General features: G+C 70.9%; 24 protein-coding genes. 12 read left to right on the top strand and 12 right to left on the bottom strand.

The genetic code is table 11. From position 1 onward, the window contains the following. Positions 1 to 46 precede the first annotated feature (46 nt). Positions 47 to 475 (bottom strand): HNH endonuclease, encoded by a 429-nt coding sequence (locus tag FHD63_RS16480; RefSeq protein WP_238705819.1) that lies wholly within the window; start codon positions 473 to 475, stop codon positions 47 to 49. Here FHD63_RS16480 and FHD63_RS16475 point away from each other — a divergent pair. Then, positions 365 to 1018 carry a hypothetical protein gene (locus tag FHD63_RS16475; protein ID WP_238705879.1) on the top strand — a complete coding sequence of 218 codons (654 nt, stop codon included), beginning with the start codon at positions 365 to 367 and terminating at the stop codon, positions 1016 to 1018. The genes FHD63_RS16480 and FHD63_RS16475 overlap by 111 nt on opposite strands. Before the next feature lie 657 nt (positions 1019 to 1675). On the opposite strand, the gene FHD63_RS04485 is transcribed toward FHD63_RS16475, so the two are convergent. After that, the gene (locus FHD63_RS04485) at positions 1676 to 4564 is read right to left on the bottom strand and encodes a vitamin B12-dependent ribonucleotide reductase (protein ID WP_139720478.1); all 2889 of its coding nucleotides are present in this window, start codon (positions 4562 to 4564) and stop codon (positions 1676 to 1678) included. Between the two features lie 77 nt (positions 4565 to 4641). Continuing rightward, a complete protein-coding gene (gene nrdR / locus FHD63_RS04480; RefSeq protein ID WP_139720477.1) occupies positions 4642 to 5121 on the bottom strand; it encodes a transcriptional regulator NrdR in 480 nt (159 codons plus the stop codon). Between the two features lie 397 nt (positions 5122 to 5518). Between nrdR and FHD63_RS04475 the strand changes: the two genes are divergently transcribed. Both FHD63_RS04475 and FHD63_RS04470 read left to right on the top strand, forming a co-directional pair. After that, a complete protein-coding gene (locus tag FHD63_RS04475) occupies positions 5519 to 6130 on the top strand; it encodes a DUF6318 family protein (protein WP_139720475.1) in 612 nt (203 codons plus the stop codon). A gap of 452 nt (positions 6131 to 6582) precedes the next feature. Next, positions 6583 to 7056, top strand: coding sequence for a hypothetical protein (locus FHD63_RS04470; protein ID WP_139720474.1), 474 nt, complete (start codon positions 6583 to 6585; stop codon positions 7054 to 7056). A 10-nt stretch (positions 7057 to 7066) separates the two neighbouring features. On the opposite strand, the gene FHD63_RS04465 is transcribed toward FHD63_RS04470, so the two are convergent. The 3 genes from FHD63_RS04465 to FHD63_RS15915 are packed head-to-tail and all read right to left on the bottom strand — an operon-like array spanning position 7067 to position 8762. After that, positions 7067 to 7672: a response regulator transcription factor gene (locus FHD63_RS04465; RefSeq protein WP_202978411.1), complete on the bottom strand. Its 606-nt coding sequence runs from the start codon at positions 7670 to 7672 to the stop codon at positions 7067 to 7069. Beyond that, a complete protein-coding gene (locus tag FHD63_RS15920; protein WP_158296705.1) occupies positions 7669 to 8178 on the bottom strand; it encodes a sensor histidine kinase in 510 nt (169 codons plus the stop codon). Before FHD63_RS15920 ends, FHD63_RS04465 begins: the two co-directional genes overlap by 4 nt. Then, on the bottom strand, positions 8160 to 8762 hold the full coding sequence (locus FHD63_RS15915; RefSeq protein WP_158296704.1) for a hypothetical protein: 603 nt from the start codon (positions 8760 to 8762) through the stop codon (positions 8160 to 8162). Before FHD63_RS15915 ends, FHD63_RS15920 begins: the two co-directional genes overlap by 19 nt. A 102-nt stretch (positions 8763 to 8864) precedes the next feature. On the opposite strand from FHD63_RS15915, the gene FHD63_RS04455 reads away from it, so the two are divergent. The 4 genes from FHD63_RS04455 to FHD63_RS04440 all read left to right on the top strand — a co-directional run bounded on the left by FHD63_RS04455 (position 8865) and on the right by FHD63_RS04440 (position 13779). Further along, positions 8865 to 10271: an HNH endonuclease signature motif containing protein gene (locus FHD63_RS04455; RefSeq protein WP_139720469.1), complete on the top strand. Its 1407-nt coding sequence runs from the start codon at positions 8865 to 8867 to the stop codon at positions 10269 to 10271. Positions 10272 to 10483: 212 nt separating this feature from the next. Continuing rightward, the gene (locus FHD63_RS04450; protein WP_139720467.1) at positions 10484 to 11518 is read left to right on the top strand and encodes an LLM class flavin-dependent oxidoreductase; all 1035 of its coding nucleotides are present in this window, start codon (positions 10484 to 10486) and stop codon (positions 11516 to 11518) included. A gap of 92 nt (positions 11519 to 11610) precedes the next feature. Continuing rightward, entirely contained in the window at positions 11611 to 12945 is a 1335-nt protein-coding gene (locus FHD63_RS04445) for a VOC family protein (protein ID WP_139720465.1), read from the top strand. A 24-nt stretch (positions 12946 to 12969) separates the two neighbouring features. Beyond that, the gene (locus FHD63_RS04440; RefSeq protein ID WP_139720463.1) at positions 12970 to 13779 is read left to right on the top strand and encodes a CPBP family intramembrane glutamic endopeptidase; all 810 of its coding nucleotides are present in this window, start codon (positions 12970 to 12972) and stop codon (positions 13777 to 13779) included. 9 nt (positions 13780 to 13788) lie between these two features. Here FHD63_RS04440 and FHD63_RS04435 read toward each other — a convergent pair whose 3' ends face one another. Further along, positions 13789 to 15954, bottom strand: a complete 2166-nt coding sequence (locus FHD63_RS04435; RefSeq protein WP_139720461.1) for a RecQ family ATP-dependent DNA helicase — start codon at positions 15952 to 15954, stop codon at positions 13789 to 13791. 133 nt (positions 15955 to 16087) lie between these two features. Here FHD63_RS04435 and FHD63_RS04430 point away from each other — a divergent pair, with 133 nt between their 5' ends. Both FHD63_RS04430 and FHD63_RS04425 read left to right on the top strand, forming a co-directional pair. Beyond that, positions 16088 to 16801 carry an HAD family hydrolase gene (locus tag FHD63_RS04430; RefSeq protein ID WP_139720459.1) on the top strand — a complete coding sequence of 238 codons (714 nt, stop codon included), beginning with the start codon at positions 16088 to 16090 and terminating at the stop codon, positions 16799 to 16801. Between the two features lie 30 nt (positions 16802 to 16831). After that, complete coding sequence (locus FHD63_RS04425) at positions 16832 to 19423, top strand: glycoside hydrolase family 65 protein (protein ID WP_139720457.1); 2592 nt, start codon at positions 16832 to 16834, stop codon at positions 19421 to 19423. Here the strand turns inward: FHD63_RS04425 and FHD63_RS04420 are convergent. Next, complete coding sequence (locus FHD63_RS04420) at positions 19388 to 20323, bottom strand: L-lactate dehydrogenase (protein WP_238705763.1); 936 nt, start codon at positions 20321 to 20323, stop codon at positions 19388 to 19390. The two genes, FHD63_RS04425 and FHD63_RS04420, sit on opposite strands and share 36 nt — an antisense overlap. A gap of 82 nt (positions 20324 to 20405) precedes the next feature. Here FHD63_RS04420 and FHD63_RS04415 point away from each other — a divergent pair, with 82 nt between their 5' ends. Then, the gene (locus tag FHD63_RS04415) at positions 20406 to 21029 is read left to right on the top strand and encodes a hypothetical protein (protein WP_139720453.1); all 624 of its coding nucleotides are present in this window, start codon (positions 20406 to 20408) and stop codon (positions 21027 to 21029) included. Between the two features lie 46 nt (positions 21030 to 21075). Here the strand turns inward: FHD63_RS04415 and FHD63_RS04410 are convergent, their stop codons facing one another. Then, complete coding sequence (locus FHD63_RS04410; protein WP_158296703.1) at positions 21076 to 21501, bottom strand: LysM peptidoglycan-binding domain-containing protein; 426 nt, start codon at positions 21499 to 21501, stop codon at positions 21076 to 21078. Between the two features lie 257 nt (positions 21502 to 21758). Between FHD63_RS04410 and lexA the strand changes: the two genes are divergently transcribed. Continuing rightward, the gene (gene lexA / locus FHD63_RS04405) at positions 21759 to 22484 is read left to right on the top strand and encodes a transcriptional repressor LexA (RefSeq protein WP_139720449.1); all 726 of its coding nucleotides are present in this window, start codon (positions 21759 to 21761) and stop codon (positions 22482 to 22484) included. Between the two features lie 68 nt (positions 22485 to 22552). On the opposite strand, the gene FHD63_RS04400 is transcribed toward lexA, so the two are convergent. The 3 genes from FHD63_RS04400 to FHD63_RS04390 all read right to left on the bottom strand — a co-directional run bounded on the left by FHD63_RS04400 (position 22553) and on the right by FHD63_RS04390 (position 25292). Beyond that, entirely contained in the window at positions 22553 to 22885 is a 333-nt protein-coding gene (locus tag FHD63_RS04400) for a PRC-barrel domain-containing protein (protein ID WP_139720447.1), read from the bottom strand. Positions 22886 to 22928: 43 nt separating this feature from the next. Continuing rightward, positions 22929 to 23819: an NAD-dependent protein deacetylase gene (locus FHD63_RS04395; RefSeq protein ID WP_139720446.1), complete on the bottom strand. Its 891-nt coding sequence runs from the start codon at positions 23817 to 23819 to the stop codon at positions 22929 to 22931. 129 nt (positions 23820 to 23948) lie between these two features. Next, positions 23949 to 25292, bottom strand: coding sequence for a patatin-like phospholipase family protein (locus FHD63_RS04390; protein ID WP_238705762.1), 1344 nt, complete (start codon positions 25290 to 25292; stop codon positions 23949 to 23951). Positions 25293 to 25390: 98 nt separating this feature from the next. On the opposite strand from FHD63_RS04390, the gene FHD63_RS04385 reads away from it, so the two are divergent. Continuing rightward, positions 25391 to 26335 (top strand): LysR family transcriptional regulator, encoded by a 945-nt coding sequence (locus FHD63_RS04385; protein ID WP_139720444.1) that lies wholly within the window; start codon positions 25391 to 25393, stop codon positions 26333 to 26335. Positions 26336 to 26367: the final 32 nt, after the last annotated feature.

Genomic DNA, 26367 nt, shown 5'->3' with positions numbered 1-26367 from the left:
ATAGTCAGGCTGGGGCATCCATTTATCACCGACGCCTGGCGCTGAGCTATGCCATCGCCTGTCGCGAGGTAAATCGCTCATAGGCAACGCTGAGAAGAGAGGTGTCTGGCCGCTCGGCTCGCCGGGAGGGAACCACCATCAGCGATTGCGCATGTCGCGCCTGGAGCCCATGCCTGAGCATAGGACCGTCAACCTCTTCGAGAATGTCTCTGCGTATCTGGACTGTGAGATCTGGCCTGACGCCCATGATCCCAGAGTCGAACGCGGCATGGTGCAGCTTGCACAGGGACAACCCATTGCGAACGGAGGCTTCTCCAAGTTCGTGACTATCCGGGACGATGTGTGCAGCGTCAAGCAATGAACCGTGAGCGATGGCGCAAACCGCACATCGACGGCCGTAGGCGCGAAGAACCGAAGACCGGAAGACCGGTTGATGCAGACGCTGCTTTGTCACTCGTTCGACATACCTGCGCATCTGGGCTTCAAGAGGCGTGTCTACCTCGGCCAATCCAAAGACCTCGTCGACGGCAAGGGCAAACTGTTGCTGATGACGTTCTTCGCCTGCCACGAAGACGGGGAAGACAGGTTGGAAAAGCCCCGGACCCACGCCCAAGAACCATATGAGTGGCAACTTTTGCAGTCCCGCTTCGCGAAGGGCGCGGTTCTCGGAGTGATTGGGGTCATCGCCCCGCCACTTGTAGCGGATGAGACCGTCCGTCCCGGTGGAATCTTCGTACGGCCGAGCCTGGCCTTCAGCCCTGTAGACAGTCACAATCGACAAGGCAGCCTGGAGGAATCTGGGCTTGCGAATCCCTCGCTGCCGATCGATCAGGGGGACTCGGATCCCTTCGAACTCAAACGACTCAAGGTCGTCACGGCTCAGGGGATCAGCTCCATCGTTACTCCGTACAGTGAGCCAAGTGAGCGCCGCGGCCCTCAGTCTTTGATCGTCGGCGTCCGTCAACACCGGCCAAGCTTAGCTCCGCATGTGTTCACTGTGGGGTTGAACCCGCTCTGACCGCCGAAGCGCGGTTCGTCTTCGTCTCGCTCGTAACCCGTGACAAGAAGCGTTCGAAGGTGCACCCACGCTACAGGTACACCCTTGCCGCGTGTAGATGTGACGCGGGTGTCAACGCCCTGTATTCGCGAGGGCTGTAGGAGGCGACACCCGACATCTTTGTGCAAGACCGACACAAGATCAGCTTCGATGGGCCAACCTACAGATTGGCACCGGGCTAGTGGCTAGCCCGGTGCCAGTCTGCTGCGAGTCAGACCTTCTGCTGGATAGTGCCTCCCGGGTTCCTACGGACGGCCTGGTCGGTGACGAACCGCCCTGTGGCAGCTGAGCGGTTCACCTGCCGACTATTGCCCGTGCCGGAACCGACGCGCTCGGTCGTCGTTCTCGATGGCCAGCGTGCCGCAGCGGCCCTACTCACGAAGCGGCCGCTTCCAGCGCTGCGATTGACTGTTCGGGACATGTTGCCCTCCTAGAGCAAACTCCCGAGGCTGGAGGGCGCCCCTCTTTGGGGCACCAAGGACTCCGCTACGATCAGGGTGACCCATCCATCCGATTGGTCCCTTGGTCGTATGGCCTCGGCTGGGGCGGCCCCGTGACAGCGGGGCCGCCCCTTTTGAGTTCGCAACCTTCGGCTACGCCCTCAAGATCTCTGGGTCGTCAGCTGCAGCCGCTGGTGCTCCCGCAGCCCTCGCAGACGTAGCACGAGCCAGCCGGACGCATCTTCGTCCCGCAGGTCATGCAGATCGGCGCGTCGGCGACCTTGCCCTGGAACTGCTCGAGCAGCTCAGCCGAGGAGTGGATCTCTGGGTCGACCTTGCGCGCGTCGGCGGCACCGGCGCCCGACTGGTCGGCGACCTTCTCCACCTTGTCGGCCTTCTTGGCCGGCGTGGTGGCGGCGGACTGGCTGTAGTTCTCCAGCTCGTCCTCGTAGTCGTCGTCGTCGTTCGACGGCTCGAGCGGGGCGTACGACCCGGTCTCGAGCTGGCGGGCCCGCTCCTCCGCGGTGTGGATGCCCATGAACGAGCGGGTCTCGAAGTCCAGGTAGTCCAGAGCCAGGCGGCGGAAGACGTAGTCCATGATCGACTGCGCCATACGCACGTCCGGGTCATCCGTCATACCGGCCGGCTCGAAGCGCAGGTTGGTGAACTTCTCGACGAAGGTCTCCAGCGGCACGCCGTACTGCAGCCCGATCGACACGGCGATGGAGAAGGCGTCCATGACACCGGCCAGGGTCGAACCCTGCTTGCCGAACTTCAGGAACAGCTCGCCCAGGTCACCGCTCTCGTAGGTGCCGGCGGTGAGGTAGCCCTCCGCGCCGCCCACGGCGAAGCTCGTGGTCTGGCTGGACCGGCGCTTGGGGAGCCGCTTGCGGACCGGGCGGTACTCGACGACCTTCTCGACGGGAGCCTCGACCTCGTCGGCCTTCTTCTCCTTGTCGGCCTTGCCGTCGGACAGCGGCTGGCCGACCTTGCAGTTGTCGCGGTAGACGGCGAGCGCCTTGAGGCCCATCTTCCAGCCCTGAAGGTAGACCTCGGCGATGTCCTCGACGGTCGCCGACTCCGGCAGGTTGACCGTCTTGGAGATGGCACCGGACAGGAACGGCTGCACCGCGGCCATCATCCGCACGTGGCCCATGGGGCGGATCGCCCGGGCGCCCATCGCGCAGTCGAAGACCTCGTAGTGCTCGGGCTTGAGGCCCGGGGCGTCGATGACGTGCCCCTTCTCGGCGATGAACTCGACGATCGCCTCGATGGTCTCGTCGGCATACCCGAGGCGGTTGAGTGCCCGCGGGATGGTCTGGTTGACGATCTGCATCGAGCCGCCACCGACAAGCTTCTTGAACTTCACCAGCGAGAAGTCGGGCTCGATGCCGGTGGTGTCGCAGTCCATCATGAAGCCGATGGTGCCGGTCGGGGCGAGCACGGAGGCCTGCGCGTTGCGGTAGCCGTTCTTCTCCCCCGTCTTGACGACGGCGTCCCAGGCCTTGGTCGCGGCCTTGTGGACCGAGGAGTCCATGGTGTGAAGGGTGCGGATCTCGTCGTTCGCCGCCTGGTGCTTGCGCATGACGCGCTTGTGCGCGTCGGCGTTGCGGGCATACCCGTTGTAGGGGCCGACGACGCCGGCGAGCTCGGCGGAGCGCTTGTAGGCGGCGCCGGTGAGCAGCGAGGTGAGCGACGCGGCGAGCGCGCGGCCGCCCTCGGAGTCGTAGCCGTGACCGGTCGCCATGAGCAGCGCGCCGAGGTTGGCGTAGCCAATGCCGAGCTGGCGGTAGTTGCGGGTGGTCTCACCGATCGGGTCGGTCGGGAAGTCCGCGAAGCAGATCGAGATGTCCATCGCGGTGATGACCAGCTCGGCGACCTTCTGGTAGGTCTCCACGTCGAAGGTGTCGTCCTCGCGCAGGAACTTCATGAGGTTGAGCGAGGCGAGGTTGCAGCTGGAGTTGTCCAGCGACATGTATTCGGAGCAGGGGTTGGACGCGGTGATGCGACCGGTCTCGGGGTTGGTGTGCCAGTCGTTGATGGTGCCGTCGTACTGGATGCCCGGGTCGGCGCACTCCCACGCGGCCTGCGCCATCTTGGTGAAGAGGTGCTTGGCGTCGACCGTGGTGACGACCGAGCCGTCCTTGCGGGAGGTCAGGCCGAACTCGGCCTCCTCCTCCACCGCACGCATGAACTCGTCGGAGACACGCACCGAGTTGTTGGCGTTCTGGTACTGCACCGAGACGATGTCGTTGCCGCCGAGGTCCATGTCGAAGCCGGCGTCACGCAGCGCGCGGATCTTGTCCTCCTCGCGCGCCTTGGTGTCGATGAACTCCTCGATGTCGGGGTGGTCGACGTCCAGGACGACCATCTTGGCCGCGCGGCGGGTGGCGCCACCGGACTTGATGGTGCCCGCGGAGGCGTCGGCGCCGCGCATGAAGGAGACCGGGCCGGAGGCGGTGCCACCGGAGGACAGCAGCTCCTTGGAGGAGCGGATGCGGGAGAGGTTGAGGCCGGCGCCCGAGCCGCCCTTGAAGATGAAGCCCTCCTCCTTGTACCAGTTGAGGATCGAGTCCATCGAGTCGTCGACCGAGAGGATGAAGCAGGCGCTGACCTGCTGCGGGCTCTGGGTGCCGACGTTGAACCACACGGGAGAGTTGAACGAGAAGACCTGGTGCACGAGGGCATACGTCAGCTCGTGCTCGAAGATCTCGGCGTCCTCGTCGGTCGCGAAGTAGCCGTGCTCCTTGCCCGCCTTGACGTAGGTGAGGACGACCCGGTCGATGAGCTGCTTGAGACCGGTCTCGCGGGCGTCGGTGCCGACGGCGCCGCGGAAGTACTTCGTCGTGACGATGGTCGAGGCGTTGGCCGACCAGAAGTCCGGGAACTCCACACCGCGCTGCTCGAAGATCGTGTCGCCGGTCTTCCAGTTGGTCTGGACGACGTCCCGCTTCTCCCAGGTGACCTGGTCGTAGGGGTGGACACCAGGCGTGGTGAAGATGCGCTCGATGGTGAGGCCCTTGCCGCCCCGGCGTGCGCGCGTCTTCGCCCCGGTCGTCTCTGTCATGACTAGCTCTCCCTGTGTGTGGTGTCGGGCTTGCGGTGCTGAATTGAGTCAAGCGGTGGGTACTGACATACCCGGGTCTAGGGCTGGTGTCCCGGCGAGGCGGCCTCCACGTCGCGCTCGGAGCGCAGCAGCGTGATCGCCGACTCGAAGTCGTCGAGGTTGTCGAACGCCTGGTAGACGGACGCGAACCGCAGGTAGGCGACCTCGTCGAGCGCCTTGAGCGGCTCGAGGATGGCCAGACCGACCTCGTGCGCGTCCACCTCGGCCTGCCCCAGCGAGCGGATCGACTCCTCCACCTGCTGCGCGAGGAGCTGCAGCTGGGCGTCGGAGACCGGGCGCCCCTGGCACGCCTTGCGGGCGCCGGAGATCACCTTGTCGCGGCTGAACGGCTCGGTCGCGCCGGAGCGCTTGATGACCGAGAGGGTCGCGGTCTCGACGGTGCCGAAACGACGCCCGCACTCCGGGCACTGGCGACGCCGGCGGATGACGGTCCCCTCCTCCTGGACGCGGCTGTCGACGACCTTGGAGTCGGTATGACGGCAGAACGGGCAGTGCATCACTCGCCTCCTTCGATGTCGCGGCAGCGCGGCGCGAACGCCCCCGGAACGGGGCGCTCTGTGGGTGGGCCTGGGGACTGTGTGTGGATGACGTGTGGGTAGACGCCCTCCGGTTGTGCACAAGATGTGGACGAACCACAGGCTTGTAACTACTACATATGGGGAGCGTAGGTCAGTTGGCTACTAGATGCAAGGGGTCCGCGTGTCGCGATCCGGGTGGGTCGGCGCGAAGCCCGGAACGGCGCGGATCTCGGGCTCTGGAGGGCGTCAGGCTCTGGTCAGATCGGGCGTGAGTCTCTACTGTGGACAACGGTTCTGGAGGTCCGAGCTGGGGCAGACTGGAGCCGGACCACGGTCGCTGGGGAGTCGCGGCTGCAGGAGCAAGAAGGGGTATGCCGTGAGACGCACCGCCATCATCGCCGCCGCTGCCAGCCTGGTGCTGCTCCCCGCCTGCACGGAGAGCAACGAGCCCTCCCCCATGCCCACGTCGGAGGACGCGCTCACGACCGCGACCGAGTCACCCGAGGAGCCCGACGACGTGGCCGTCACGTCAGAGCCGGACGAGACCGCCGAGGAGACGGAGGAACCGGCGGCGGAGGGGCCTCCGGAGATGCCGGCCGAGGCGGAGGAGCAGACCGAGGAAGGGGCGGTGGCGTTCGCGCTCCATTACATCGAGGTGCTCAACTCCGCGATGACCCGTCCCGAAGTTGGTTTACTTGAGCCACTTGCCCTGGATAGTTGCGCGACCTGCGACAACTTCGAAGAACTTATTGCTTACGGCGCCGGCGAGAACGAATATCTGGCTCGGCCCATGGTGGACACTGGTGAACCACAATCTATCTTCACCGGCGAAACCGCTCGCGTCCTGCTACCAGCCGAGCAAACTGCCCAACCCTTTCTGCGGGATGGTGACCCGGTAGATCGGGCGCTTGAGCAACAAGAGTTGTCGCTTGTTGTCCGAGTTTCGTGGCAAGACGGGTGGCTAGTAGAAAGCATCACAATTGACTGATGTTCCGGAAAACAGCAACAGCGCTACTATTGATCATTCTCGCCGTCGTGCGACCGATGATCGGTATGGCAGCCGACGAAGGCAGCGACCCGCCATGCGCAGGGCTTGACGAGTGTGGCAACGAGGGGGACGGGTCGGAGGTCGGGCTCACGCACGAAGAGGTTCGTGCAATCGCCGATAAGTGGCCTCCAGGCACCCAACCCGACAACCCCACGTCGTGGTACGAATACGTGGCTGTCATCGATTGTCGTCCACCGAACACCGTTGAGCAGCCGCGGCTAGAGATCTGCCAGTCCGCTATTGACGCTTGCCTTGACGTGGCAGATCCCGCGTTCGCGTTGGCCATTATCTATCGGCGAACAGTTTCATCGGGTGGAGACGTCGAGCAAGATTGGGAGCCTACAGACGCGACGTGCTTTAGTGATTCCGTACCACCACGGTCGGGTGAGTTAGTGGAGGAACTCACCGAGGCCATGATCATCGAGCAGTTCCACCGCACCCAGTTCGCGCTGCCGCAGACCGTGATGGAGCCGCCGGGCAACCGCACGTTGGTCAACCTTCCGGTCTACTTCGAGCTCGCCTGGCCGGAGGGAGGGTTCCAGCCGCAGGAGGTCGACGTCACGACGCTGATCGGCCACGAGGTGCGCATCCGGCCGACGCTCGTCGGCGCCACCTACGTCACCGGGGACGGCACGGTCATCGGCCCCACCACCAGCCTGGGCGGCCCCTACCCAGGCGGCGACATCACCCACGAGTACGGGTCGGCTGCCGACGTGGGCCCCTACATCTCGGTGGAGTACGGCGGCGAGGTCAGCGTGGACGGCGGTGAGTGGAGCACCATTCCGAGCACGGTGACGATCGACGGGCCCGCCACCCCGCTGGAGGTCCTGACCTCGACCAACCGCCTCTACAGCAACGACCGCTGAGCGGCATACCTCAGAGCCACCCGCGGTCCTCGGCGAACCTCGCCGCCTCGACCCGGGTCGTGGTCCCGGTCTTCCCGATCGCCGACGAGAGGTAGTTGCGCACCGTCCCGGGCGAGAGGTAGAGCCGGCCGGCGATGACCTGGACCGGTGAGCCGTCCAGCGCCGCACGTAGGGCCTCTCGCTCGCGCTCGGTGAGCGGGTTCGGCCCGCCGAGCAGCGACTCGGTCGCCAGCGCGGGGTCGACGACACGCACCCCGGCGTGCACCCGCCGCACCGCCTCGGCCAGCTCGGGGGCGGGCGTGTCCTTCACGACGAAGCCGCGGGCCCCGGCGTCCATCGCCCGCCGGAGGTACCCGGGTCTGCCGAACGTCGTGACCATGAGGCAGCGGGTCGGCATACCCTGCTCCCGCAGCTCCTCGAGGACACCGATGCCGTCCCGTCCTGGCATCTCGATGTCGAGCAGGCACACGTCGGGCGAGGCGCTGCGCACCGCCTCCAGCACCTCATCCCCGCGTCCGACCTGGGCGACCACCTGCATGTCGCGCTCCAGGTCAAGGAGCGCCGCCAGCGCTCCCCGCACCAGGGCCTGGTCGTCCGCCAGGAGCAACCGGATCACCACCGCACCTCCAGAGCCGTCCCTGCTGCATCTCTCCGTGGACCGACGGTCAGCTGCCCACCCGCCTGGCGCACCCGTTCACCGGCACCGCACAGGCCGTTGCCCTCGACCAGTGCCCCGCCCACGCCGTCGTCGAGCACCCGCAGGGACGACTCGCCGAGCTCCACGGTGCACCGACTCGCCCCGCTGTGGCGCACCACGTTGGTCACCGCCTCCCGCAGGACCCAGGCCAGGGTGATGCGGTGCCGAGGGTCGACATCGGTGACGGCACCGCATACCGCCATCTGGATCCCCGCCCCCGCCAGGGCGACCCGCGCCGCCTCGAGCTCATCCGCCAGCCGCGCCACCCGCAGACCGCCGACGGTCGCGCGGATCTCGGCGAGCGCCTGACGGGACAGGTCCTGCACCTCGGCGAGCTCCTGCTTCGCCGCCGCCGGATCGACGTCGATGAGCCGCTGCGCCAACTCGGTCTTGACCGTCACCACGGTCAGCGAGTGCCCCAGCACGTCGTGCACGTCCCTCGCGACGCGCTCCCGCTCCTCGGTGAGGGCGAGCTGCCCCTCGACCTCGTGCGCCGACTCCTGCCGCTCCTCCAGGTGCCGGGGACAGCACGCTCGTGGCCAGCGAGCAGGGCGATGCCCCAGAGCATGACCGAGCGGGGCAGTCCCCAGGCGACCGTGCTCGTGACGACACCCAGCGCGAAGAGCGTCAACGAGGTCGTCCACATGGCCCGCCAGGGCAGGAAGAACACCGGGACGGCGACGATGAACGGCAGAGCGGTCAGGGAGTTGGGACCGATGAGCACGGCCAGCACGAGCGCCGTGGCGACCATGGCGGCCAGTCCGACCATGCCGCCGCGAGCGGCGCGGGCGTACTCCCCCGCCGCGACGAGGTGCGTCGACAGGCGGACTGTCACGACGTAGGCCGCCATGAACGCCACGACGACGGCGGTCGAGGTGACCCGCCACGCCATCGACCCGTCCGTGGTCCAGATGTAGGTCACGGGGAACGCGAAGAAGACGAGCCAGATCGCGCCGAAGAGCCACCCCCAGCGGCCCCACGCGTCGGTGCCGGACTTCCTCGGGCTCATGGGTCCACTGTGCCACCGGGTGCGGCGGCTCGGCCATGACGTCTGTCACCGGCGTCGACGCAGGTCAGCGGGTCTGTCGGTGGGCGGTGCTTGAGTGCGGGTATGGAGTTCTCACCGGGGGGCGAGCGGGGCGGCGCGGGTGCGTGGTCGCCTCCTGCGGGTGCGCCGGTGGTCCTCGAGTGGGGCGAGGCGCTGGACGAGCTCGACGCCCTGGGCCTCGCGGACTACCAGGCCCTCATGGACGAGGTCGCGACCGTGCTCGGGGAGATGCACGGGCGGGAAGGTCGGGGACTTCCGGCCGAGGAGCTCGGGGCCGGCCTGGAGGCTGCAGCGATGGCGTTGGGGCGCGCGAGCCTCGGGAACGACGAGGTCGTCTCGGTGCAGGACGCGGAGCTGACCGGGGCGCTCGAGGCGGTCGGACGGCTGCAGACACGGCTCGGAGCCATCGGGTTCCGGCTCGCCCAGCAGGCGGCGGCCCGGGGTCTGCACCAGGAGTCCGGAATGACGCTCGTGGACTGGCTGCGGGTGCGGTGCCCGTGGTTGAGCAGCGGCGACGCCGCCCAGGTGGCGTCGGTGGTCACGGCCGCCGAGGCACCCGCGGGGGCGCAGATCGGGGAGGCGGTCGCGCGCGGCGACGTGCCGCTGCACCGGGCGGCGACCGTGGCGCGGACGATGACGCGGCTCAAGGAGTCGCTGGACCCGGACCAGGAGGAGTCCTACACCCGGATCGCGACCGCGGCAGCCGGCCGACCTGATGTGTCGGACAAGGACCTGTCCGTCGTGTGTCACCGACTGCTGGAGGACCTGCTCCACGAGACGACCCCGGGCGAGCGCGAGCGGGCAGCGATCGCCCTGCGGGGTGTCTCGTCCAGGCGCATCGCCCCCGGGCTCACCCGCTTCACCATCGACGCACCCGACGGTGCGGCCGCCACGATCGGCGGTGTCCTCACCTCCCAGCTGGCGGCACCGGCCCCTGACGAGACGACCCAGGAGCCGGATCCACGGACGGCGACGCAGCGTCGTTTCGACGCGCTCATGGCGGTCATCAACCGGGGCACGACCCATCCGGGCGCCCCGCCGTCGACCGCGCGGGCGACGGTCATCCTCACCATCCCCTTCGACCCTGAGCGAGGTCTGCCGTCCGGTCCGGCGACGACCGCCGACGGTGCTTACGTGCCGCCGCGGCAGGTCGCGGAGCTGGCCTGCTCGGCCGACATCACCCCGGTGTGGATGGCCGCCGACGGGGAGCCGCTCGCCCTCGGGCACACGGCACGCTTCGCCTCACCCGCCCAGTGGAAGGCGCTCGTGGCGCGCGACCGCGGCTGCAGCTATCCCGGGTGCAGCGCCCTCCCCCAGTGGTGCGACAGCCACCACGTCGACTGGTGGAGCCGCGGCGGCCGCACCGACGTCGACCGGATGGCGCTGTTGTGCGGGCGGCACCACACCGTGGTGCACCAGCACGAGCTGAGCGCCTCCATCCGTGGCGGCACCGTGACCTGGCACGTCTGAGGACCTCGCCCCGGAGCCGGCCTGCGCGGTCCGGCTCAGAGGCACGCCCGTGGGCAGGGGCGGTCGGTGCAGCGGGGCAGGGGCAGGTCGATGCAGCGGGGCAGGGTTGCTCGCACCGGCCGGGATCTGAGGCGACAGACCCTCTGGTGCCGGGACGCGACAGCCGAACTCGTGGGGAGGCATACTCCGTCGGCGGATGCTGTTGAGCGGGTATGCCCTCCTCTCGCATCCCGCTGTCCGTGCTCGACCTCGTGCCCCGCTCGCAGGGCATGACGGCCGCCACCGCCATCCAGGAGTCCGTCACGCTCGCACGCGAGGTCGACGAGCTCGGCTATCGCCGCTTCTGGATGGCCGAGCACCACGGGTCCGAGGCGTTCATGTCCTCCGCCACCGCTCTCCTGCTCGGGCATGTCGCCCACGCCACCCAGCGCATCCGGCTCGGCTCGGGCGGGGTGATGCTGCCCAACCACTCACCGCTCATGGTCGCCGAGTACTACGGGACCCTCGCCACCATCCACGGGGACCGCTTCGACCTGGGCCTGGGTCGTGCACCGGGCACGGATCCCATGACGGCCGCCGCACTGTCGCGCTCGAGCGGCCATCTGCCGGACTTCGCCTCGGAGGTGGCGGACCTGCAGGGCTACCTCGGTGCTCCGCAGGCCGGCCGCAGGGTGCGCGCCCTCCCCGGCGAGGGCACCGAGGTGCCGCTCTGGATGCTCGGCTCCTCGACCGGCGGAGCCCAGGTGGCCGCGGCGCTCGGACTGCCCTTCTCCTTCGCGTCGCACTTCGCCCCCGACCAGCTCGCGGAGGCGCTGGCCATCTACCGCGACCGCTTCCGCGCTGACGCCGCCACCGCCCAGGTCGACCGCCCGACCACCATGGCCGGCGTCAACGTCCTGGTGGCGCCGACCCAGGAGGAGGCCGACCACCTCTTCACCACGGCGCAACTGATGGCCATCCGCATCCGCTCCGGCCAGCCGGCCCCGCTCGACCCGCCGGTCGACAGCCTCGCCTCCGTCGTGCCGACCGAGCTCCTCCCCCTGGCCAACGCCCACCAGTCCGTCCGCATGGTCGGCACCCCGGACACGGTCGTCGAGCAGCTCGAGAGCTTCGCCGCGACCCACGAGCTGGACGAGCTGATCGTCACCACCTACACCTACGACCCGCAGATGCGCCGGCGCAGCTACCGGATGCTGGCCGACGCCTGGGGTATGCCGTCCGCCTCCCCCGTCGAGATGGCGTCCTGATCCCACTGACCCGATGCGTCGCGGACATCCGCTGTCCCGGACACCGGCCGTCGTCCTGACGCGGCCGGGTCGGCGGTGGCAGCCTGGCACCCATGGCACCGAGCACACCCTCGACGACCAGCACGAGCTTCCAGGATCTGCCCGGCACGGAGGACTGGCGCGTCCTCGGCCGTGGCGCCGCCGCGTGGTTCGCCGCCAGGTCGCACTCCGACGCGGCGCTGCTGGCGCGTGCGGTGGGCGAGCTCTGCCGGGATGGCGACACCGCACCTCCCGACCTGGACGTCCGCTCCACCGGCGTCCAGGTCCGCCTCGGCGCTGACACCAGGGTGACGGCCGTTCACGCCGACCTCGCGAGGGCCATCTCGGACACCGCCCGTGGGCTCGGTCTGGAGCCACAGCCGGGCGTCCTCCGGGAGCTGGGCCTGGTGGTCGACACGCAGCACCTCGAGGGCGTGAGGGCGTTCTGGGAATCGGCCCTCGGGTATGAACGCCACGACCAGGACGGCCTGGCCGACCCGCTGCGTCGTCATCCTTTGCTGAGGCTTCAGCGGATGGACGCCCCACGACCGCTGCGCAACCGGCTCCATCTGGACTCCGTGGCCGCCCAGCCGGTCGCGTCCGGGACGGTGGACCGTCTGGCCGCAGGAGGGGCCGACGTGGCCCACCACGGCTACTACGCGACGGTCGCGGACGAGGAGGGCAACGAGGTCGACATCCTGCCGCTGCCCGAGGACGCGGACCGCTGGGACGCGCCGGAGACCGATGACTGGCGACTGGTCTTCTCCGCCGTGGCCGTCTACCCCGCCGCCACGCTCGAGCAGGCGACCCGCCTCGTGACCGTCGCCGCCGAGATCGCCGACCGGGCCGGGCTCCCGCTCCTGCTCGACGTGCGACCCGCCCGATCCGCGGGACACCCCGTCGGTGGCCCCGAGGAGACGGTCGTGGTCCTCGACACGGGCAAGGACCGCTGTGAGATGGACGAGGGCTACCTCCCGCTCTGCCAACGTGTCCAGCGCGAGGCCCGGTCGCTCGGGCTGACTGCCGCGCCCGAGCGGGCCCGCTTCATCCAGGTCGGCATCGATGCTGCCGACGTCGCCACGACGCGCTCCTTCTGGCAGGCGGTCCTGGGCTACGAGCCCGACCCGCGCGGCGGCGTCACGGACATCGTCGACCCGCGGCGCCTCGGCCCCGTCCTCTTCTTCCAGCCCCTGGATCTCGAGGAGACCGAGCGTCGCACCCAGCGCAACCGCCTCCACCTGGAGGCGGTCGTGCCCCACGATGTGGCGGCCGCCACGGTGTCGACGGGGCTGCGCGCCGGAGGCGTCCTCGTGCGCGACCACGGCCCGGCCTCGTGGACCCTGGCCGACCCCGAGGGCAACGAGATCGACATCGTGGCCGGCGCGGCGAGGGAGGAGCACCGGGTGTGATCTGCGCACCGGCACAATGGACCGGTGCCCACCACGCTCGACGCCTCCCGCAGCCCGCGCACCCTGCTCCCTGCGGCGGGCGTGTCGGTCTCGGCGCTGCTGCTCTTCGGGGTGCACCTCACGTGGGCCGGCTACGCACTCCTCGTCGCGAGCCTCGCCGCGGCCTTCGTCCTGCACCGCCCGCTCTTCCGTGACCTGCTGCTCATCGCCCTGGGCATCGGCATCGTCTCCACGACCTCGGTCGAGGCGGACATCAGCTGGGACATGTTCTTCCTGCTCGGCGCCGTCCTCACCGCCGCGGTTGCCGCGCCCGTGCTCGTGGACCGGCTGGTCTACCGACGGCAGGCCATCACCTTCCCCTGGATCACCCGGCGGCGCTGGACCCGGTTGCAGTGGGCCTACGTGGTCGCTGTCCCGGTGCTCGGCTACCTCATCCTTCCGGCCTACTTCATCCACTCGGGCAGCTACCAGAACTGGCCGCCGATCCAGACCCCCAGCGAGTTCGGCCGGTTCTTCGTCGGCGTCAACGCCGTCGGCCTGTGGGACGAGCTCTTCTTCATCTGCATCTGCTTCGCGCTGCTCCGCCGGCACTTCCCGCTGTGGACGGCCAACGTCCTGCAGGCCACGATCTTCGTGTCGTTCCTGTGGGAGCTCGGCTACCGCTCCTGGGGGCCTCTGCTGACGATCCCCTTCGCGTTGCTGCAGGGCTACATCTTCACCCGCACCAAGTCGCTGACGTATGTCGTCATCATCCACCTGCTCTTCGACGCGGTGGTGTTCCTGGCGATCGTGCACGCGCACGACCGCAGCATCTTCCCGTTCTTCATCTACTGAGGCGCACCCTCAGCCGTCGATCGCCAGCGCGAGCGGCAGGACCGCCTCGGCCCCGGCCCGGCGCAGCGCCCGCGCCGCCACCGTCATGGTCCACCGCGAGTCCACGACGTCGTCGACGAGGAGCACCGGCCCGCGGGCGTCCTGCAGTGCCCCGGCCAGCTCTGACCCGACGGCCAGCCGGTCCCAGACGTTCGCCAGGCGGAAGGCGCTGTTGCCGCCGGGCTCGCCGACCGGCCCGCCGTGGGCCAGGTCGAGGGTGCCCAGCAGCGGGAGACGCCCGATCTGGCTGATCTGCTCGGCCAGCGACCCCACGACCGCCGGGCGGCGACGTGAGGGCATGGCCACCACGCCCACCGGCCTGGTGGTCCATCCCCAGCCCGCGAGGACCTGCACGACCGCCCTGACGACGTCGTCCGGCACCGGTTGTCCGGGGGTCATCTCCTGGTCGGGGTCGTCGGGGTCGGCGACCCTCGAGGTCCCTGCGTCGAGCACCGAGCGAAGGCGCTGCCCCCATCCGAGGTCCGAGAGCCTGGCCAGCGCGCGACCCGGACCTGCCTGCTCCTCGGGGCTGATCTTGCCCTTGACCTCGACACCCAGCCGGGGCATACCGGTCGGCCACTGTCCTCGCGACTCCACGAGCACCCCGACGGCTCCCAGCCGTTCGCGCGCGGCGCCGACCGCCTCCGTGGGCACCTCCGTCGGGAACCACGCCCCGGCGCACCGGTCGCAGCGTCCGCAGGGCTCCGCGCTGGGGTCGTCGAGGCACTCCTGCAGGAACTCCATCCGGCACCGCTCGCCCTGCTGGTAGGCGACCATGAGCTCGGCCTCTCGGACCCGCGCCTCGGCCACCCGGGTGTAGCGCTCGCGGTCGTAGACCCAGGGTTGCCCGGTCGCGGCCCATCCCCCACGGACCTTCTCCACGGCCCCGTCGACGTCCAGCACCTTGAGCAGCAGCTCCAGCCGGGTCCGGCGCACGTCCACGATGGTCTCCAGCGCGGGCGTCGACAGCGGGCGGTCGCTGTCGGACAGCGCGGCGAGCACGGCGTCGGCCTGGTCCTGGCGCGGCATCGACACGGTCGCGAAGTAGTTCCAGATCTCGCGGTCCTCGGACCCGGGGAGCAGCAGCACGTCGGCGCGCTCCGTCGCGCGCCCGGCGCGACCGACCTGCTGGTAGTAGGCCACCGGAGAGCTGGGCGCCCCGAGGTGCACGACGAAGCCGAGGTCCGGCTTGTCGAAGCCCATCCCCAGGGCACTCGTCGCGACCAGGGCCTTGACCTCGTTGGCGCGCAGCGCGCCCTCCAGCCGCTCGCGGTCCTCGGTGTCGGTGCGTCCGGTGTAGGCCGCCACCTGGTGACCGGCGGCGGCGAGCGCCTCGGCCACGTCCTCGGCGGCCGAGACGGTGAGGCAGTAGATGATGCCGCTCCCGGGCAGGCTCTCCAGGTGGGCCAGCAGCCACCCCAGCCGCTGCTCCGGCGTCAGCCTCGGCAGCACGCCCAGCCGCAACGAGGACCGGGCCAGCGGCCCACGGATGGTGCGCACCTCGCGCCCGCCCACCCCGAGCTGCTCGACGACATCCCCGACCACCCGCTCGTTGGCCGTGGCCGTGGTCGCCAGGACGGGTGTGCCGGGGGCCAACGCGTCCAGCAGCGTCCGGATCCGGCGGTAGTCGGGGCGGAAGTCGTGACCCCAGTCGCTGATGCAGTGCGCCTCGTCGACGACCAGCAGCCCGCACCGGGCGGCGAGGTCGGGCAGCTGCTCCTCCCGGAAGCGAGGGTTGTTGAGCCGCTCCGGGCTCACCAGCAGCACGTCGACCTCGTCGGCGGCCAGCGCGGCCCGCACCTCGTCCCACTCGGTGGCGTTGGCCGAGTTCATCGTCACCGCGCGCACCCCCGCCCGCCCCGCGGCCGCGATCTGGTCCCGCATCAGCGCGAGCAGCGGGGAGACGATGACGGTCGGTCCGGCACCCTCGGCCCGCCGCAGCGCCGTCGCCACGAAGTAGACGGCCGACTTGCCCCACCCCGTCCGCTGCACGACCAGCACACGCGCGCGCTCGCGCACCAGCGCCTCGACCGCCTCCAGCTGCCCGTCCCGGAACCGCGCGTCGTCCCGGCCCACGAGCCGCTGCAGGGCCTCCTGCGCCGACGTCTCCAGCTCTCGCTCGCTCACCTGCTGCATACCCCGACCGTAGCCGCGACCACCCCCACCCCCGCGACCGCACCGACGTGCCCCGACCCGGGCCCCGGCCGGCGCACACGCCACCAGGTGCCACGCCCCCGCCCGGAGGCCGACCTCCACTAGGCTGGCCCGCGTGAACTGGGACCCGGTGACCGCTGTCCTCTTCGACCTCGACGGGGTCCTGACCCCGACCACCGACGTGCACATGCGCGCGTGGGAGACGATGTTCACCCGTCTCCTGGACCAGCAGCCCCTCCCCCAGGAGCCCTACACCGACCAGGACTACTTCGCCTACATCGACGGCAAGCCGCGCTACGACGGCGTGCAGTCCTTCCTGGACGCCCGCGGGATCGACCTCCCCTACGGCCAGCCCTCCGACCCGCCCGAGCTGGCGAGCGTCTGCGGCCTCGGCAACCGCAAGAACGAGATCTTCAACGAGGTGCTCGCCGAGCGGGGCATCGACGCCTACCCGGGGTCGCTGCGCCTGCTGGACGCCCTCGAGGAGCGCGGCATCGCCATGGCCGTCGTCTCCTCGTCCAAGAACGCCCCCTCGGTCCTCGCCGCGGCCGGGATCGCCGAGCGCTTCCCCGTCGTCGTCGACGGCTCGGTCGCGAGCCGCGAGCAGCTGCCGGGCAAGCCGAACCCCGACACCTACCTGTATGCCGCGTCCGAGCTGGGCCACGACCCCGCCACCTGCGTGGTCGTCGAGGATGCCGTGTCCGGGGTGCAGGCCGGCGCCGCCGGTGGCTTCGCCCGGGTGATCGGGGTCGACCGGGGTGCCGGTCGCCTGGTGCTGCGCGACGCCGGCGCCGACGAGGTCGTGTCCGACCTCGCCGACCTCGTCTGACCAGACCTCACGCCCGAGAGGAGACGTCCCATGGCGACCATGTCGCACCACCGTCCGCCGGCCCCCGTCGACCCGCTCGACCGCACCCGCTTCCCCGCGGACCCGTGGCAGCTGCGCGAGACGGCCTACGAGGACGGGGACCTGGGGGTCACCGAGACCCTCTTCGCCACCTCCAACGGCTACCTCGGCCTCCGCGGCAACGTCGAGGAGGGGCGCGACACCTACGCCCACGGCACCTTCGTCAACGGCTTCCACGAGACCTGGCCCATCCGGCACGCCGAGGAGGCCTTCGGCCTGGCACGGGTCGGTCAGACGATCGTCAACGTGCCGGACCTCAAGACCATCAAGCTCTACGTCGACGACGAGCCGCTGCTGCTGTCCACGGCGGACCTGGACCACTACGAGCGCACCCTCGACTTCCGCGCCGGGCTGCTGCGCCGATGCGTCGTCTGGCGCACCAGCGCGGGGAAGCGGGTCAAGATCACCTCCTCGCGCATGACCGGTGTGGTGGAGCGTCACCTCGCCGTCATGACCTTCGAGGTCGAGATGCTCGACGGCCACGCGGCGCTCGACATCTCCAGCCAGATCCTCAACCGTCAGGACGGCTCGGACGAGTACCACGTCACCAGCGCCGCCATGGGTGAGGGCGTGGACCCCCGCAAGGCCGAGTCCTTCGAGCACCGGGTGCTCGACCCGGTCCTCGCCGAGGTGCGCGACCGCCGCCTGCTGCTGGGCTACCGCTGCCACAACTCTGGGATGACGATCGCCACCCTGGCGCAGCACGTCGTCGAGACCGACAACGCCTGGACCGAGAAGCTCAGCGTCACCGACGACCTCGCCAAGCACGTCGTCCGGGTGGAGGCGCGTGAAGGCCGGCCGGTGCGCATCGAGAAGCTGGTCAGCGTGCACACCTCCCGGGGCGTGCCTCCGGAGGAGCTGGCCGACCGCTGCTCGAGGACCCTCGACCGCGCCGCCGACCGGGGGGTGGCCGTCCTGCACCAGGAGCAGGCGCAGGTCTGGTCGCGCTTCTGGGAGGAGTCCGACGTCGAGCTGCCCGACCAGGCCGCGCTGCAGCAGGCCGTGCGGTGGAACCTCTTCCAGCTCGGCCAGGCCTCCATCCGAGCGGGATCGCACGGCATCCCCGCCAAGGGGCTCACCGGCTCCGGCTACGGCGGGCACTACTTCTGGGACACCGAGTGCTACGTCCTGCCCTTCCTCGTCTACACCCACCCCCAGGCGGCCCGCAACGCCCTACGCTTCCGGCACGGCATGCTCGAGGCCGCGCGGCGGCGGGCGGCGGAGATGGCCCAGTACGGCGCGCTGTTCCCCTGGCGCACCATCAACGGGGAGGAGGCCTCCGCCTACTTCGCCGCCGGCACGGCGCAGTACCACATCAACGCCGACGTGGCCTACGCGCTGATGAAGTACGCGCGGGCCACCGGCGACGACCAGTTCCTCCTCGACCAGGGTGTCGACATGCTCGTCGAGACGGCACGCCTCTGGACCGACCTGGGCTTCTGGCAGTCCAACGGCAACCGGCAGTTCCACATCCACGCCGTGACCGGCCCGGACGAGTACACGACGATCGTCAACGACAACCTGTTCACCAATGTCATGGCGCAGCTCAACCTCCGCGCGGCGGTGGAGGCGGTCCGCCGCCTCCGGGTCGCCGACCCCGCCCAGTTCGCGCGCGCCGTCGCCCGGCTGGACCTGGGGGAGCACGAGGTCGACTCGTGGGAGCGGGCGGCGGACGGGATGCACATCCCCTTCGACGAGGCGACCGGCGTGCACCCTCAGGACAGCCACTTCCTCGAGCGCGAGGTGTGGGACCTCGACGCGACCCCGGCGGACAAGCGGCCGCTGCTGCTGCACTACCACCCGCTGGTGATCTACCGCTACCAGGTGCTCAAGCAGGCCGACGTCGTCCTCGCGCTCTACCTCGCCGGAGACGCCTTCACCCCGGAGCAGCAGCTCACCGACTTCGCCTACTACGACCCGATCACCACCGGCGACTCGACCCTCTCCGCCGTCGTACAGTCCATCGTCGCCGCCGAGGTGGGCTACCACGACCTCGCGCTGCGCTACTTCTACGCAGCCCTCTTCGTCGACCTGGACGACCGGCACGGGAACGCCAGCGACGGGGTGCACGTGGCCTCGACCGGCGGTGTGTGGAGCGCACTGGTCGCCGGTTTCGGCGGGATGCGCGACCACGGCGGTGTCCTGTCGCTCGACCCGCGGCTGCCGACCTCGTGGCCCGGCCTCACGTGGCGTATGCGGTGGCACGGCTCGCGGCTGCGCGTCACCGTGGAGCAGGAGCAGGTCCGGCTGAGGGTCGAGGTCGGCGCGCCGGTCACGCTCCGGGTCCGGGGGGACGAGGTGGAGGTGGCCGGCCAGGAGGTCACCGTGCCGCTGGACGGCCAGGGTGCGCGACGTGACGGCGCCCCCACCTCCGAGGCGGTGTCGGGCGGCAGCATCCCGACCGATCGGCGCCGGGGTATGCCGGGACGTCCCGGCGGCGTCGTCCCGCACAGCTGGCCCGAGGAGGAGTGGGAGTCCACCGGCGCCGTGCCGCGCGGAGGGACCGGGTCAGAAGCCGAGCTCCCTCGCCGCACTGCGCAGTGAGTCGGCTCCCGCGCGCAGCCCGCTGAGCTCCTCGCCGGACAGGGTCGGTGCGAGCGGTCGCTCCGCGCCCCCGGCCCCGACGACCGTCGGGATGGACAGGCAGACGTCGTCCAGCCCGAGCGTCCCCGAGAGCAGGGTCGACACCGGCAGCACCTGCCGTTCGTCCCGCAGCACCGACTCGATGATGCGGCTGGCGGAGGCGCCGATCGCGTAGTTGGTCGCGCCCTTGCCCGCGATGATCTCGTAGGCCGCGTGCACCACGTCGTGCGCCATCTGCTCCCGCTGCTCGATCGTGGTCAGGTCGGTGATGGGCACGGCACCGACCGTCGCGCTGCTCCACAGGGGGATCTCGGAGTCCCCGTGCTCGCCGACGATGTAGGCGTGGACGCTCTGGACCGCGACACCACAGGTCTGGGCCACCAGGCCCCGCAACCGCGCGGAGTCCAGGACCGTGCCCGACCCGAAGAGGCGGGCCGGCGGCAGGTCGGTGACCTTCTGCGCCACGTAGGTGATGACGTCCACGGGGTTCGTCACCATCACGTAGGTCGCCCGCGGCGCCACCTGGACGAGCCTCGGCATGAGGTCGACCATCAGCCGGGTCGTGGAGGCCGCGAGGTCCAGGCGGCTCTGGCCGGCCTGCTGCTTGGCCCCTGCCGTGACGGCCACGACGTCGGCGTCGGCGCACACGTCGATGTCGTCCGACCCGTCGACGTGCGCCGCCGGCATGAACTGCAGCCCTTGTCGCAGGTCCAGGGTCTCGGCCCTGACCTTCCCGGCGTCGATGTCGTAGAGGACCACGTGCCGGGCGACCCCGCGCAGGAGCAGGGCGTAGGCGAGGGTGGACCCGACCGAACCCGCTCCGACGATGGCGACCTTCGGTCCCGAGATGCTGTCCGTCACCCGGCCATCATGGCAGTCCACCCGGGTGCCCGCAGCGGCGAGGGATTGGCCCTCTCGCCCGCCGTGTGGTCGACTGGACGGCATGAGCGAGCCCACAGACCTCCCCTTCCAGGACGACGAGCGCCGTCCCGAGTCCATCTACGAGGGTGAGCGTCCGGGCACGAACGGCGCGGACCGCTCCCACGGGGCTGACGCGGCCGAGGACGGGTCCACCGGTCAGGACGTCGACCGCCCGACGACCGGCACCACCCGGCTGGGCCGGTTGGACGAGCCGGGGGAGACGGAGACGGACGTGCTCGCGGCCCGGGTGACCGGTCCCGAGGACCACGAGGGCATGACCCGGTTGTGGCGCTCGACGATGGGCCTGGGCCACTGGTGGTTCGTCGCCGTCGGCGAGTCGGGCACCGAGTCCCCCGCTGCCGCCCAGATCGACGGGCAGATGATGCTCCTGACGTTCACCAGCGCCGAGCGGGCCCGTCACTTCGCGGTGCAGAACCAGATGGTCGGCCCGGACGAGGACCTGCGGGCCATCGCCCTCACGCCGCGCGAGCTCGTCGACTCGTCGTCGACCTACGCCGACGCGGGCATCGCCGGCCTGATGTTCGACCCCCACCTGTCGGGCTACTTCATCCCCACCGACCAGCTCCCCGTCGTGTGGGAGGCCGTGAGCAACACGGCCGACACCACGGACGACCAGACCGTCTGACCTTCCCCTCAAGCCCCCGGGTGCCGGGGGCCTGGTCATCCCCGGCTCAGCGACCCGGGATCACCAGCTCCTGACCCGCGGCGATCGACGTGGTGCTGAGGCTGTTGGCGCGCTGGATGGCCGTCACGGCCCGGCTCAGCGGGAGCTCGGGGAGCTGCTCGCTGGCGATCTGGCTCAACGTCTCCCCGCGCTCGACGGTCACCGAGGTGCTGGCCCCGGCCGGGCCGAGCAGGCCGACGACGGACCAGATGACCGCCGCCAGGACCAGACCGGTGGTGGCCGTGATGGCCAGCCGACCCCGACGGGTGAGCCGCAGCCCCCCCGCGCGCAGAAGCCGCCGGGCCGCCCTGGACGGGCGACGGTCCTCCTCGCCGACCAGGCGCAGGTGGCGCGGCCGGCCGGGCGCCACGTCACCGACCGACCAGGGGCCGGACAGCGGTGTCACGATGTCGTGCGCGATGGCGGTGCTCATGATGTTCACCTTCCTCGGGGCGGTGCCATGCGGACAGGTGTCCGATAGCACGTCTGTCCTATTGATAGCACACCTGTCGGACGACGTCGACACGCGGACCGAACACATGTTTGTCTGCGGCTCACGACGGGCGTAGGCTGATCTCATGTCAGGAACTCAAGCACCCACCACTGACATACCCTCTGACCAGCGATGATGCACGCGGCAGGTCAGCCGCGACGGTGAGCAGGGTGGGCCCGGACGAGGGGATGGAGACCATGGCCACGATTCACGAGATGCCGGACCGCGACGGCGGTGCCGAGCTGACCAACCGTCAGCGGCGCGTCCTCGACGTCATCCGCGACGCGGTGGACCAGCGCGGGTACCCGCCGAGCCTGCGCGAGATCGGCGACGCGGTCGGCCTGACCTCACCGAGCTCCGTGGCCCACCAGCTGAAGACCCTGGAGCGCAAGGGCTTCCTGCGCCGGGACCCGCACCGCCCCCGCGCGATCGAGGTCGTCACCCCCGGCCAGGAGGGCACCGGCTACCGCCGGAGCGAGCAGGACGCCGGGCTCGGCCCGGTCTCCAGCGAGACGATCGACGAGACCGGCATCAACGACGCCCGCCCCCAGCCCTCCTACGTCCCCATGGTCGGGCGCATCGCCGCCGGTGGTCCGATCCTCGCCGAGGAGGCGGTCGATGACGTCTTCCCCCTCCCCCGGCAGATCGTCGGTGACGGCGAGCTGTTCCTGCTCAAGGTGGTGGGTGACTCGATGATCGACGCCGCCATCTGCGACGGGGACTGGGTCGTCGTCCGCCGTCAACCGACCGCGGTCAATGGCGAGATCGTCGCCGCCATGCTGGACAACGAGGCGACGGTCAAGACCTACCGCCACCGGGACGGCAAGACCTGGCTCATCCCCCACAACCCCGCCTACGAGCCGATCGACGGCGACCACGCCGTCGTCCTCGGCAAGGTGACGGCGGTGCTCCGCAGGGTCTGACCCGCCCCCCGAGACCGCGGCGCCGCCTCCCGGCACCTCCATCCTCGTCGGGGGGTGGCGCCGCACCCTCACCCCGACGGGGCCGGGCCCTCGTCGATCGCGTAGTAGTCGTAGAGCTGCTCCTCCTCGTCCTCGGTCAGGTGACCGTCGCACGGGAAGTCCGGGGCGTCCTTGATCATCTCGACGGGGTAGGGCACCTCGATGTGCCCGTCCCGGATGACCGCGTTCGACACCGGGCAGAAGATCTTGCGCCCGCCGAACCACCCGGTCCGCACCGACACCCAGGCCGGTTCACCGGTCCCGTTGTCCAGGTAGACCTGGTCGAGTCCTCCCACCTTGTGGCCGTCCTGGTCGACGACCTCCGCGTCATACATCTCACCCAGCTGCTCGTAGGTGACCACTGGCGACCTCCTCGTCGTGGCCTGGTTGGCCGACTCCCCCACCCTAGCCACCGAGGTCGGCGACGAGCCCGGGCAGCACGTCCCCCACGAGAGCGTCCAGCCGCAGAGTGGTCTCCGCGTCGCCCCGGGTGGAGCCCCGCGTCACGACCGCGACCGGTATGCCGTCGCGCGCCGCCCGACGCACGAACCGGTAGCCGCTCATCACCTGCAGCGACGAGCCGAGGACCAGCAGCGCGCTCGCGCCGTCGACCAGGTCGAAGGCACGCTGCACGACGTCCTTGTCGACGGAGCCACCGAAGAAGACCACGTCCGGCTTCAGCCGGTCGCCACCGCACACGAGGCAGCGCGGCGTGCGGAAGGCGGAGACGAGGGCCTCCGGGAGGGCGACGTCACCGTCGGGGCGGACCTGGGAGGGCGCCTCCATGCTGGTGAGCAGGTCGGGGTTGGCGTCGGAGAGCCACTCCTGCACCATCGCCCGGGAGGTCTGCTCGCCGCAGTCGAGACAGGTGACCGCCGCCAGGGTGCCGTGCAGCTCCAGCACCCGTCGGCTGCCGGCCCGCTGGTGCAGGCCGTCGACGTTCTGCGTGATGACGTGCCGCAGCAGCCCCAGGCGCTCCAGGTCGGCGACCGCGCGGTGCGCGGCGTTCGGCTGCGCCGCCGCGAACCTGCCCCACCCCGCGAAGGCGCGCGCCCAGTACCGCTGCCGGCCCTCGGCGGACCGGACGAACTCGCCGTGCTGCATCGGCTGCACCCGTCGCGTCCCGTCGGGCCCGCGGTAGTCCGGGATGCCGCTGGCCGTCGACATCCCGGCTCCGGTGAGGACGACGACGTCCCCGTCCGCGAGCAGCTCCCGCAGCTCCCGCAGCGCCAGCGGGTCGACCGGCGCGGGGGGCGGCATGGTGTGGGCCAGGTCGAGCGGCCCGACGACGCTCACCGGGACCCCTCCCACGGGGTGACCCGGGCGGGCGCGGGCGCGAGGCCTCCGCGAGCGGCGAGGGGTCCAGGGCGCGACGACATGGTGGGACCATCCTGCCAGCCGGACGACCGGCCGGCTCGCGGGAGCCTACCGGCGGCCGAGGGCCGTGACCCGCCCCGACCCCCGGAGCGCGCTCACCACCTCCGAGGGCGCGGCGACCTGCGGGTGCGGAGGGCGTGGCGGGGCGTCCAGCAGCACCGAGCCCGGGCTGTGCCGCCGCACGGAGGCGTCCGCGACGAGGTAGCCGTGCCGTTCGAGCACCATCTGCTCCCCTGCGCTGAAGGCGTCGAGGTCGGTCCGCACCTGATGGATCGCGCCGAGCGCCTCCGGCGTGCGCGGGTGCGGCATCCGCGTCCCGCGGCCCCGCCCGGGCAGCCTCGCGAGGTCGCCGGGTGACTCCAGGGACCAGGTGGCTCCCGCCAATGTGCCGCGCGCGAAGCCGGCGTGCAGCCACCGCAGCCGCGCGGTCTGCCCACCGCTGGAGGCGATGGCCAGCAGGCGCCACAGGCGGGAGAGCAGCGAACCGGGCGGCCGGCCCCGGAAGACCGCGCCCCCGTCGCTCACCAGGACGGTGTCGTGGTCGGACCAGACCGGCTCGAGGGCGAGGTTGTCGTAGACCCCGCCGTCGACCAGCTGGATGCGTCGGCGGATGGCCGCCCGCACGTGCTCGGGCTCGTCCGGGTCCGGCGCGCCGCCCACGAGGCCCAGCTCGTCCCCGTCGAGCTCCAGCGGCGCGAAGAAGGGCGGGTAGGCGCAGGAGGCGGCCACCGCGTCGACGATGCGCAGCCCCGGTGGTGGGGCGCAGTGGCCGAGCCGGTGGTCACCCATGCGGCCGCGGGGCCCGGTCGAGTGGGGGTCGGCGAAGACCCAGGAGACGCCGTAGCCGATCTCGGTCGCGCCGGTGAGCACGACCGGACCCTGCCGACGCGCGTGCTCGCGCAGGTCCGTGCCCCACCAGGGGACGGCTCGCTCCAGCCCGTCGGCGAGCACCCCGACGCTCGCGTCGGGACGACCCCAGCCACCGGGGCGCACCCGGGACAGCAGCGCCGGGGTGCGCAGGTTGCGCCGGGTGAGGTCGAGCAGCGGGGCGGCGACCAGCTCCTCCAGGCCTCCCACGCGACCCGGTCCTCGGAGCGGGTCGGGCCACTCCAGGTCGGGGTGCAGGAGCAGGTTCGCGAGCACGGCCCCTCCGGACACCGCGCTGATGGTCCGCAACGACCCCAGGACGCCGAGCTCGTCGAGGCGGCGGACGGCGCCGAGGTGGAACAGAGACGCCCGGAAGCCTCCTCCGGAGAGGCACAGCGCGCTGCCGTGCCGAGGGCGGAGGGCGGAGGGGCCGTGGTGCGCGGTGGCCCGGGCGGCCTCCAGCTGGGCCAGGGTCGGGTCACCGGGTGGGGGCGGCGGGGGGATGTGGTGGTGCGCGGCAGGCACGTCCCCAGCACAGCGGCAGCGGATGACCAGGGCGTGAACGTCACCCGTGGTGTCGGCGTCGCTCTGGTGACCAGCGCTGCGCCGCTACGATGCAGGGCATGTTCGACGCCGCAGGGCTGCGCGTGATGCGCGCCATCGCCGAGGAGGGCTCCTTCACCGCGGCCGCGGCATCCCTCGGCTACACCCAGCCGGCGGTGTCGCAGATGGTCCGCCGGCTCGAGCAGCGGGCGGGCACGGCCCTCGTGGAGCGCATCGGGCGCAGCGTGCGGCTCACCGAGGCCGGCCGTCTGCTGGCCCGCCGGGCCGCCGAGATCCTGGACCGCATCGACGAGGCGGAGGCCGAGGTCGTGGCCATCGCCGGCCTCAAGGCCGGGCGCGTCCGGCTCATGGCCTTCCCCTCCTCGTCCGCGACCCTCGTGCCGCGGGCGCTGGCCCGGCTGCGCACCAGCCACCCCGCGGTCACGGTGCAGTTCAGCGAGGCCGAGCCACCTGAGTCCCTCGCCGCGGTGCGGGCCGGGGCGGTGGACCTGGCGGTGGCCTTCGCCTACGAGGGCACGGACGCCGGCCGCGGGGAGGACGACCTGACCGGGCTGGTGGTCATGGACGTCCTCGACGACCCGGTCATGCTGGTCCTCCCCCGTGACCACGAGCTCGCCGACCAGGACGAGGTGGACCTCGGCGACCTGTCCGCCGAGCGCTGGATCGCCGGGTGCCCACGGTGCCGCGGCCACCTGCTCACCCTGGCCGACGGCGCCGGGTTCAGCCCGGACGTGACGTTCGAGACCGAGGACTACGTCGCGGTCCTGGGCCTGGTGGCGGCCGGGCTCGGCGTCGCGCTGGTCCCCCAGCTCATCCTCAGCACCGTCTCGCACCCCGACGTGGTCGTCCGGCCGGTGTCACCGCCGTCGCGTCGCACCGTCCAGGTCGTGACGACCCCGGACCTGCAGCGCGTGCCGGCGGTCGCGGCCACGCTCGTCGCCCTGTGCCGCAGCGCCGAGGAGCTGGGCGGGTCCCCCTGCGCGCACGTGACCTCGGCCTCCTGACCCCGGCCGTCGTGCACCACGGCGGCGGGTGG

The sequence above is a fragment of the Serinicoccus chungangensis genome, from assembly GCF_006337125.1.
Classification (GTDB): domain Bacteria; phylum Actinomycetota; class Actinomycetes; order Actinomycetales; family Dermatophilaceae; genus Ornithinicoccus; species Ornithinicoccus chungangensis.
Note: the sequence above shows the minus strand (reverse complement) of the source record. Positions and strands in the feature narration are given on the sequence as shown.

Bases quoted from the DNA above. Each gene is read 5' to 3' on its own strand.
- FHD63_RS16480 (WP_238705819.1), bottom strand. From the start codon at position 475: ATGCGCAGGTATGTCGAACGAGTGACAAAGCAGCGTCTGCATCAACCG.
- FHD63_RS04485 (WP_139720478.1), bottom strand. From the start codon at position 4,564: ATGACAGAGACGACCGGGGCGAAGACGCGCGCACGCCGGGGCGGCAAG.
- nrdR (WP_139720477.1), bottom strand. From the start codon at position 5,121: ATGCACTGCCCGTTCTGCCGTCATACCGACTCCAAGGTCGTCGACAGC.
- FHD63_RS15915 (WP_158296704.1), bottom strand. From the start codon at position 8,762: ATGAGCCCGAGGAAGTCCGGCACCGACGCGTGGGGCCGCTGGGGGTGG.
- FHD63_RS04455 (WP_139720469.1), top strand. From the start codon at position 8,865: ATGGAGTTCTCACCGGGGGGCGAGCGGGGCGGCGCGGGTGCGTGGTCG.
- FHD63_RS04450 (WP_139720467.1), top strand. From the start codon at position 10,484: ATGCCCTCCTCTCGCATCCCGCTGTCCGTGCTCGACCTCGTGCCCCGC.
- FHD63_RS04445 (WP_139720465.1), top strand. From the start codon at position 11,611: ATGGCACCGAGCACACCCTCGACGACCAGCACGAGCTTCCAGGATCTG.
- FHD63_RS04435 (WP_139720461.1), bottom strand. From the start codon at position 15,954: ATGCAGCAGGTGAGCGAGCGAGAGCTGGAGACGTCGGCGCAGGAGGCC.
- FHD63_RS04425 (WP_139720457.1), top strand. From the start codon at position 16,832: ATGGCGACCATGTCGCACCACCGTCCGCCGGCCCCCGTCGACCCGCTC.
- FHD63_RS04415 (WP_139720453.1), top strand. From the start codon at position 20,406: ATGAGCGAGCCCACAGACCTCCCCTTCCAGGACGACGAGCGCCGTCCC.
- FHD63_RS04410 (WP_158296703.1), bottom strand. From the start codon at position 21,501: ATGAGCACCGCCATCGCGCACGACATCGTGACACCGCTGTCCGGCCCC.
- lexA (WP_139720449.1), top strand. From the start codon at position 21,759: ATGGCCACGATTCACGAGATGCCGGACCGCGACGGCGGTGCCGAGCTG.
- FHD63_RS04385 (WP_139720444.1), top strand. From the start codon at position 25,391: ATGTTCGACGCCGCAGGGCTGCGCGTGATGCGCGCCATCGCCGAGGAG.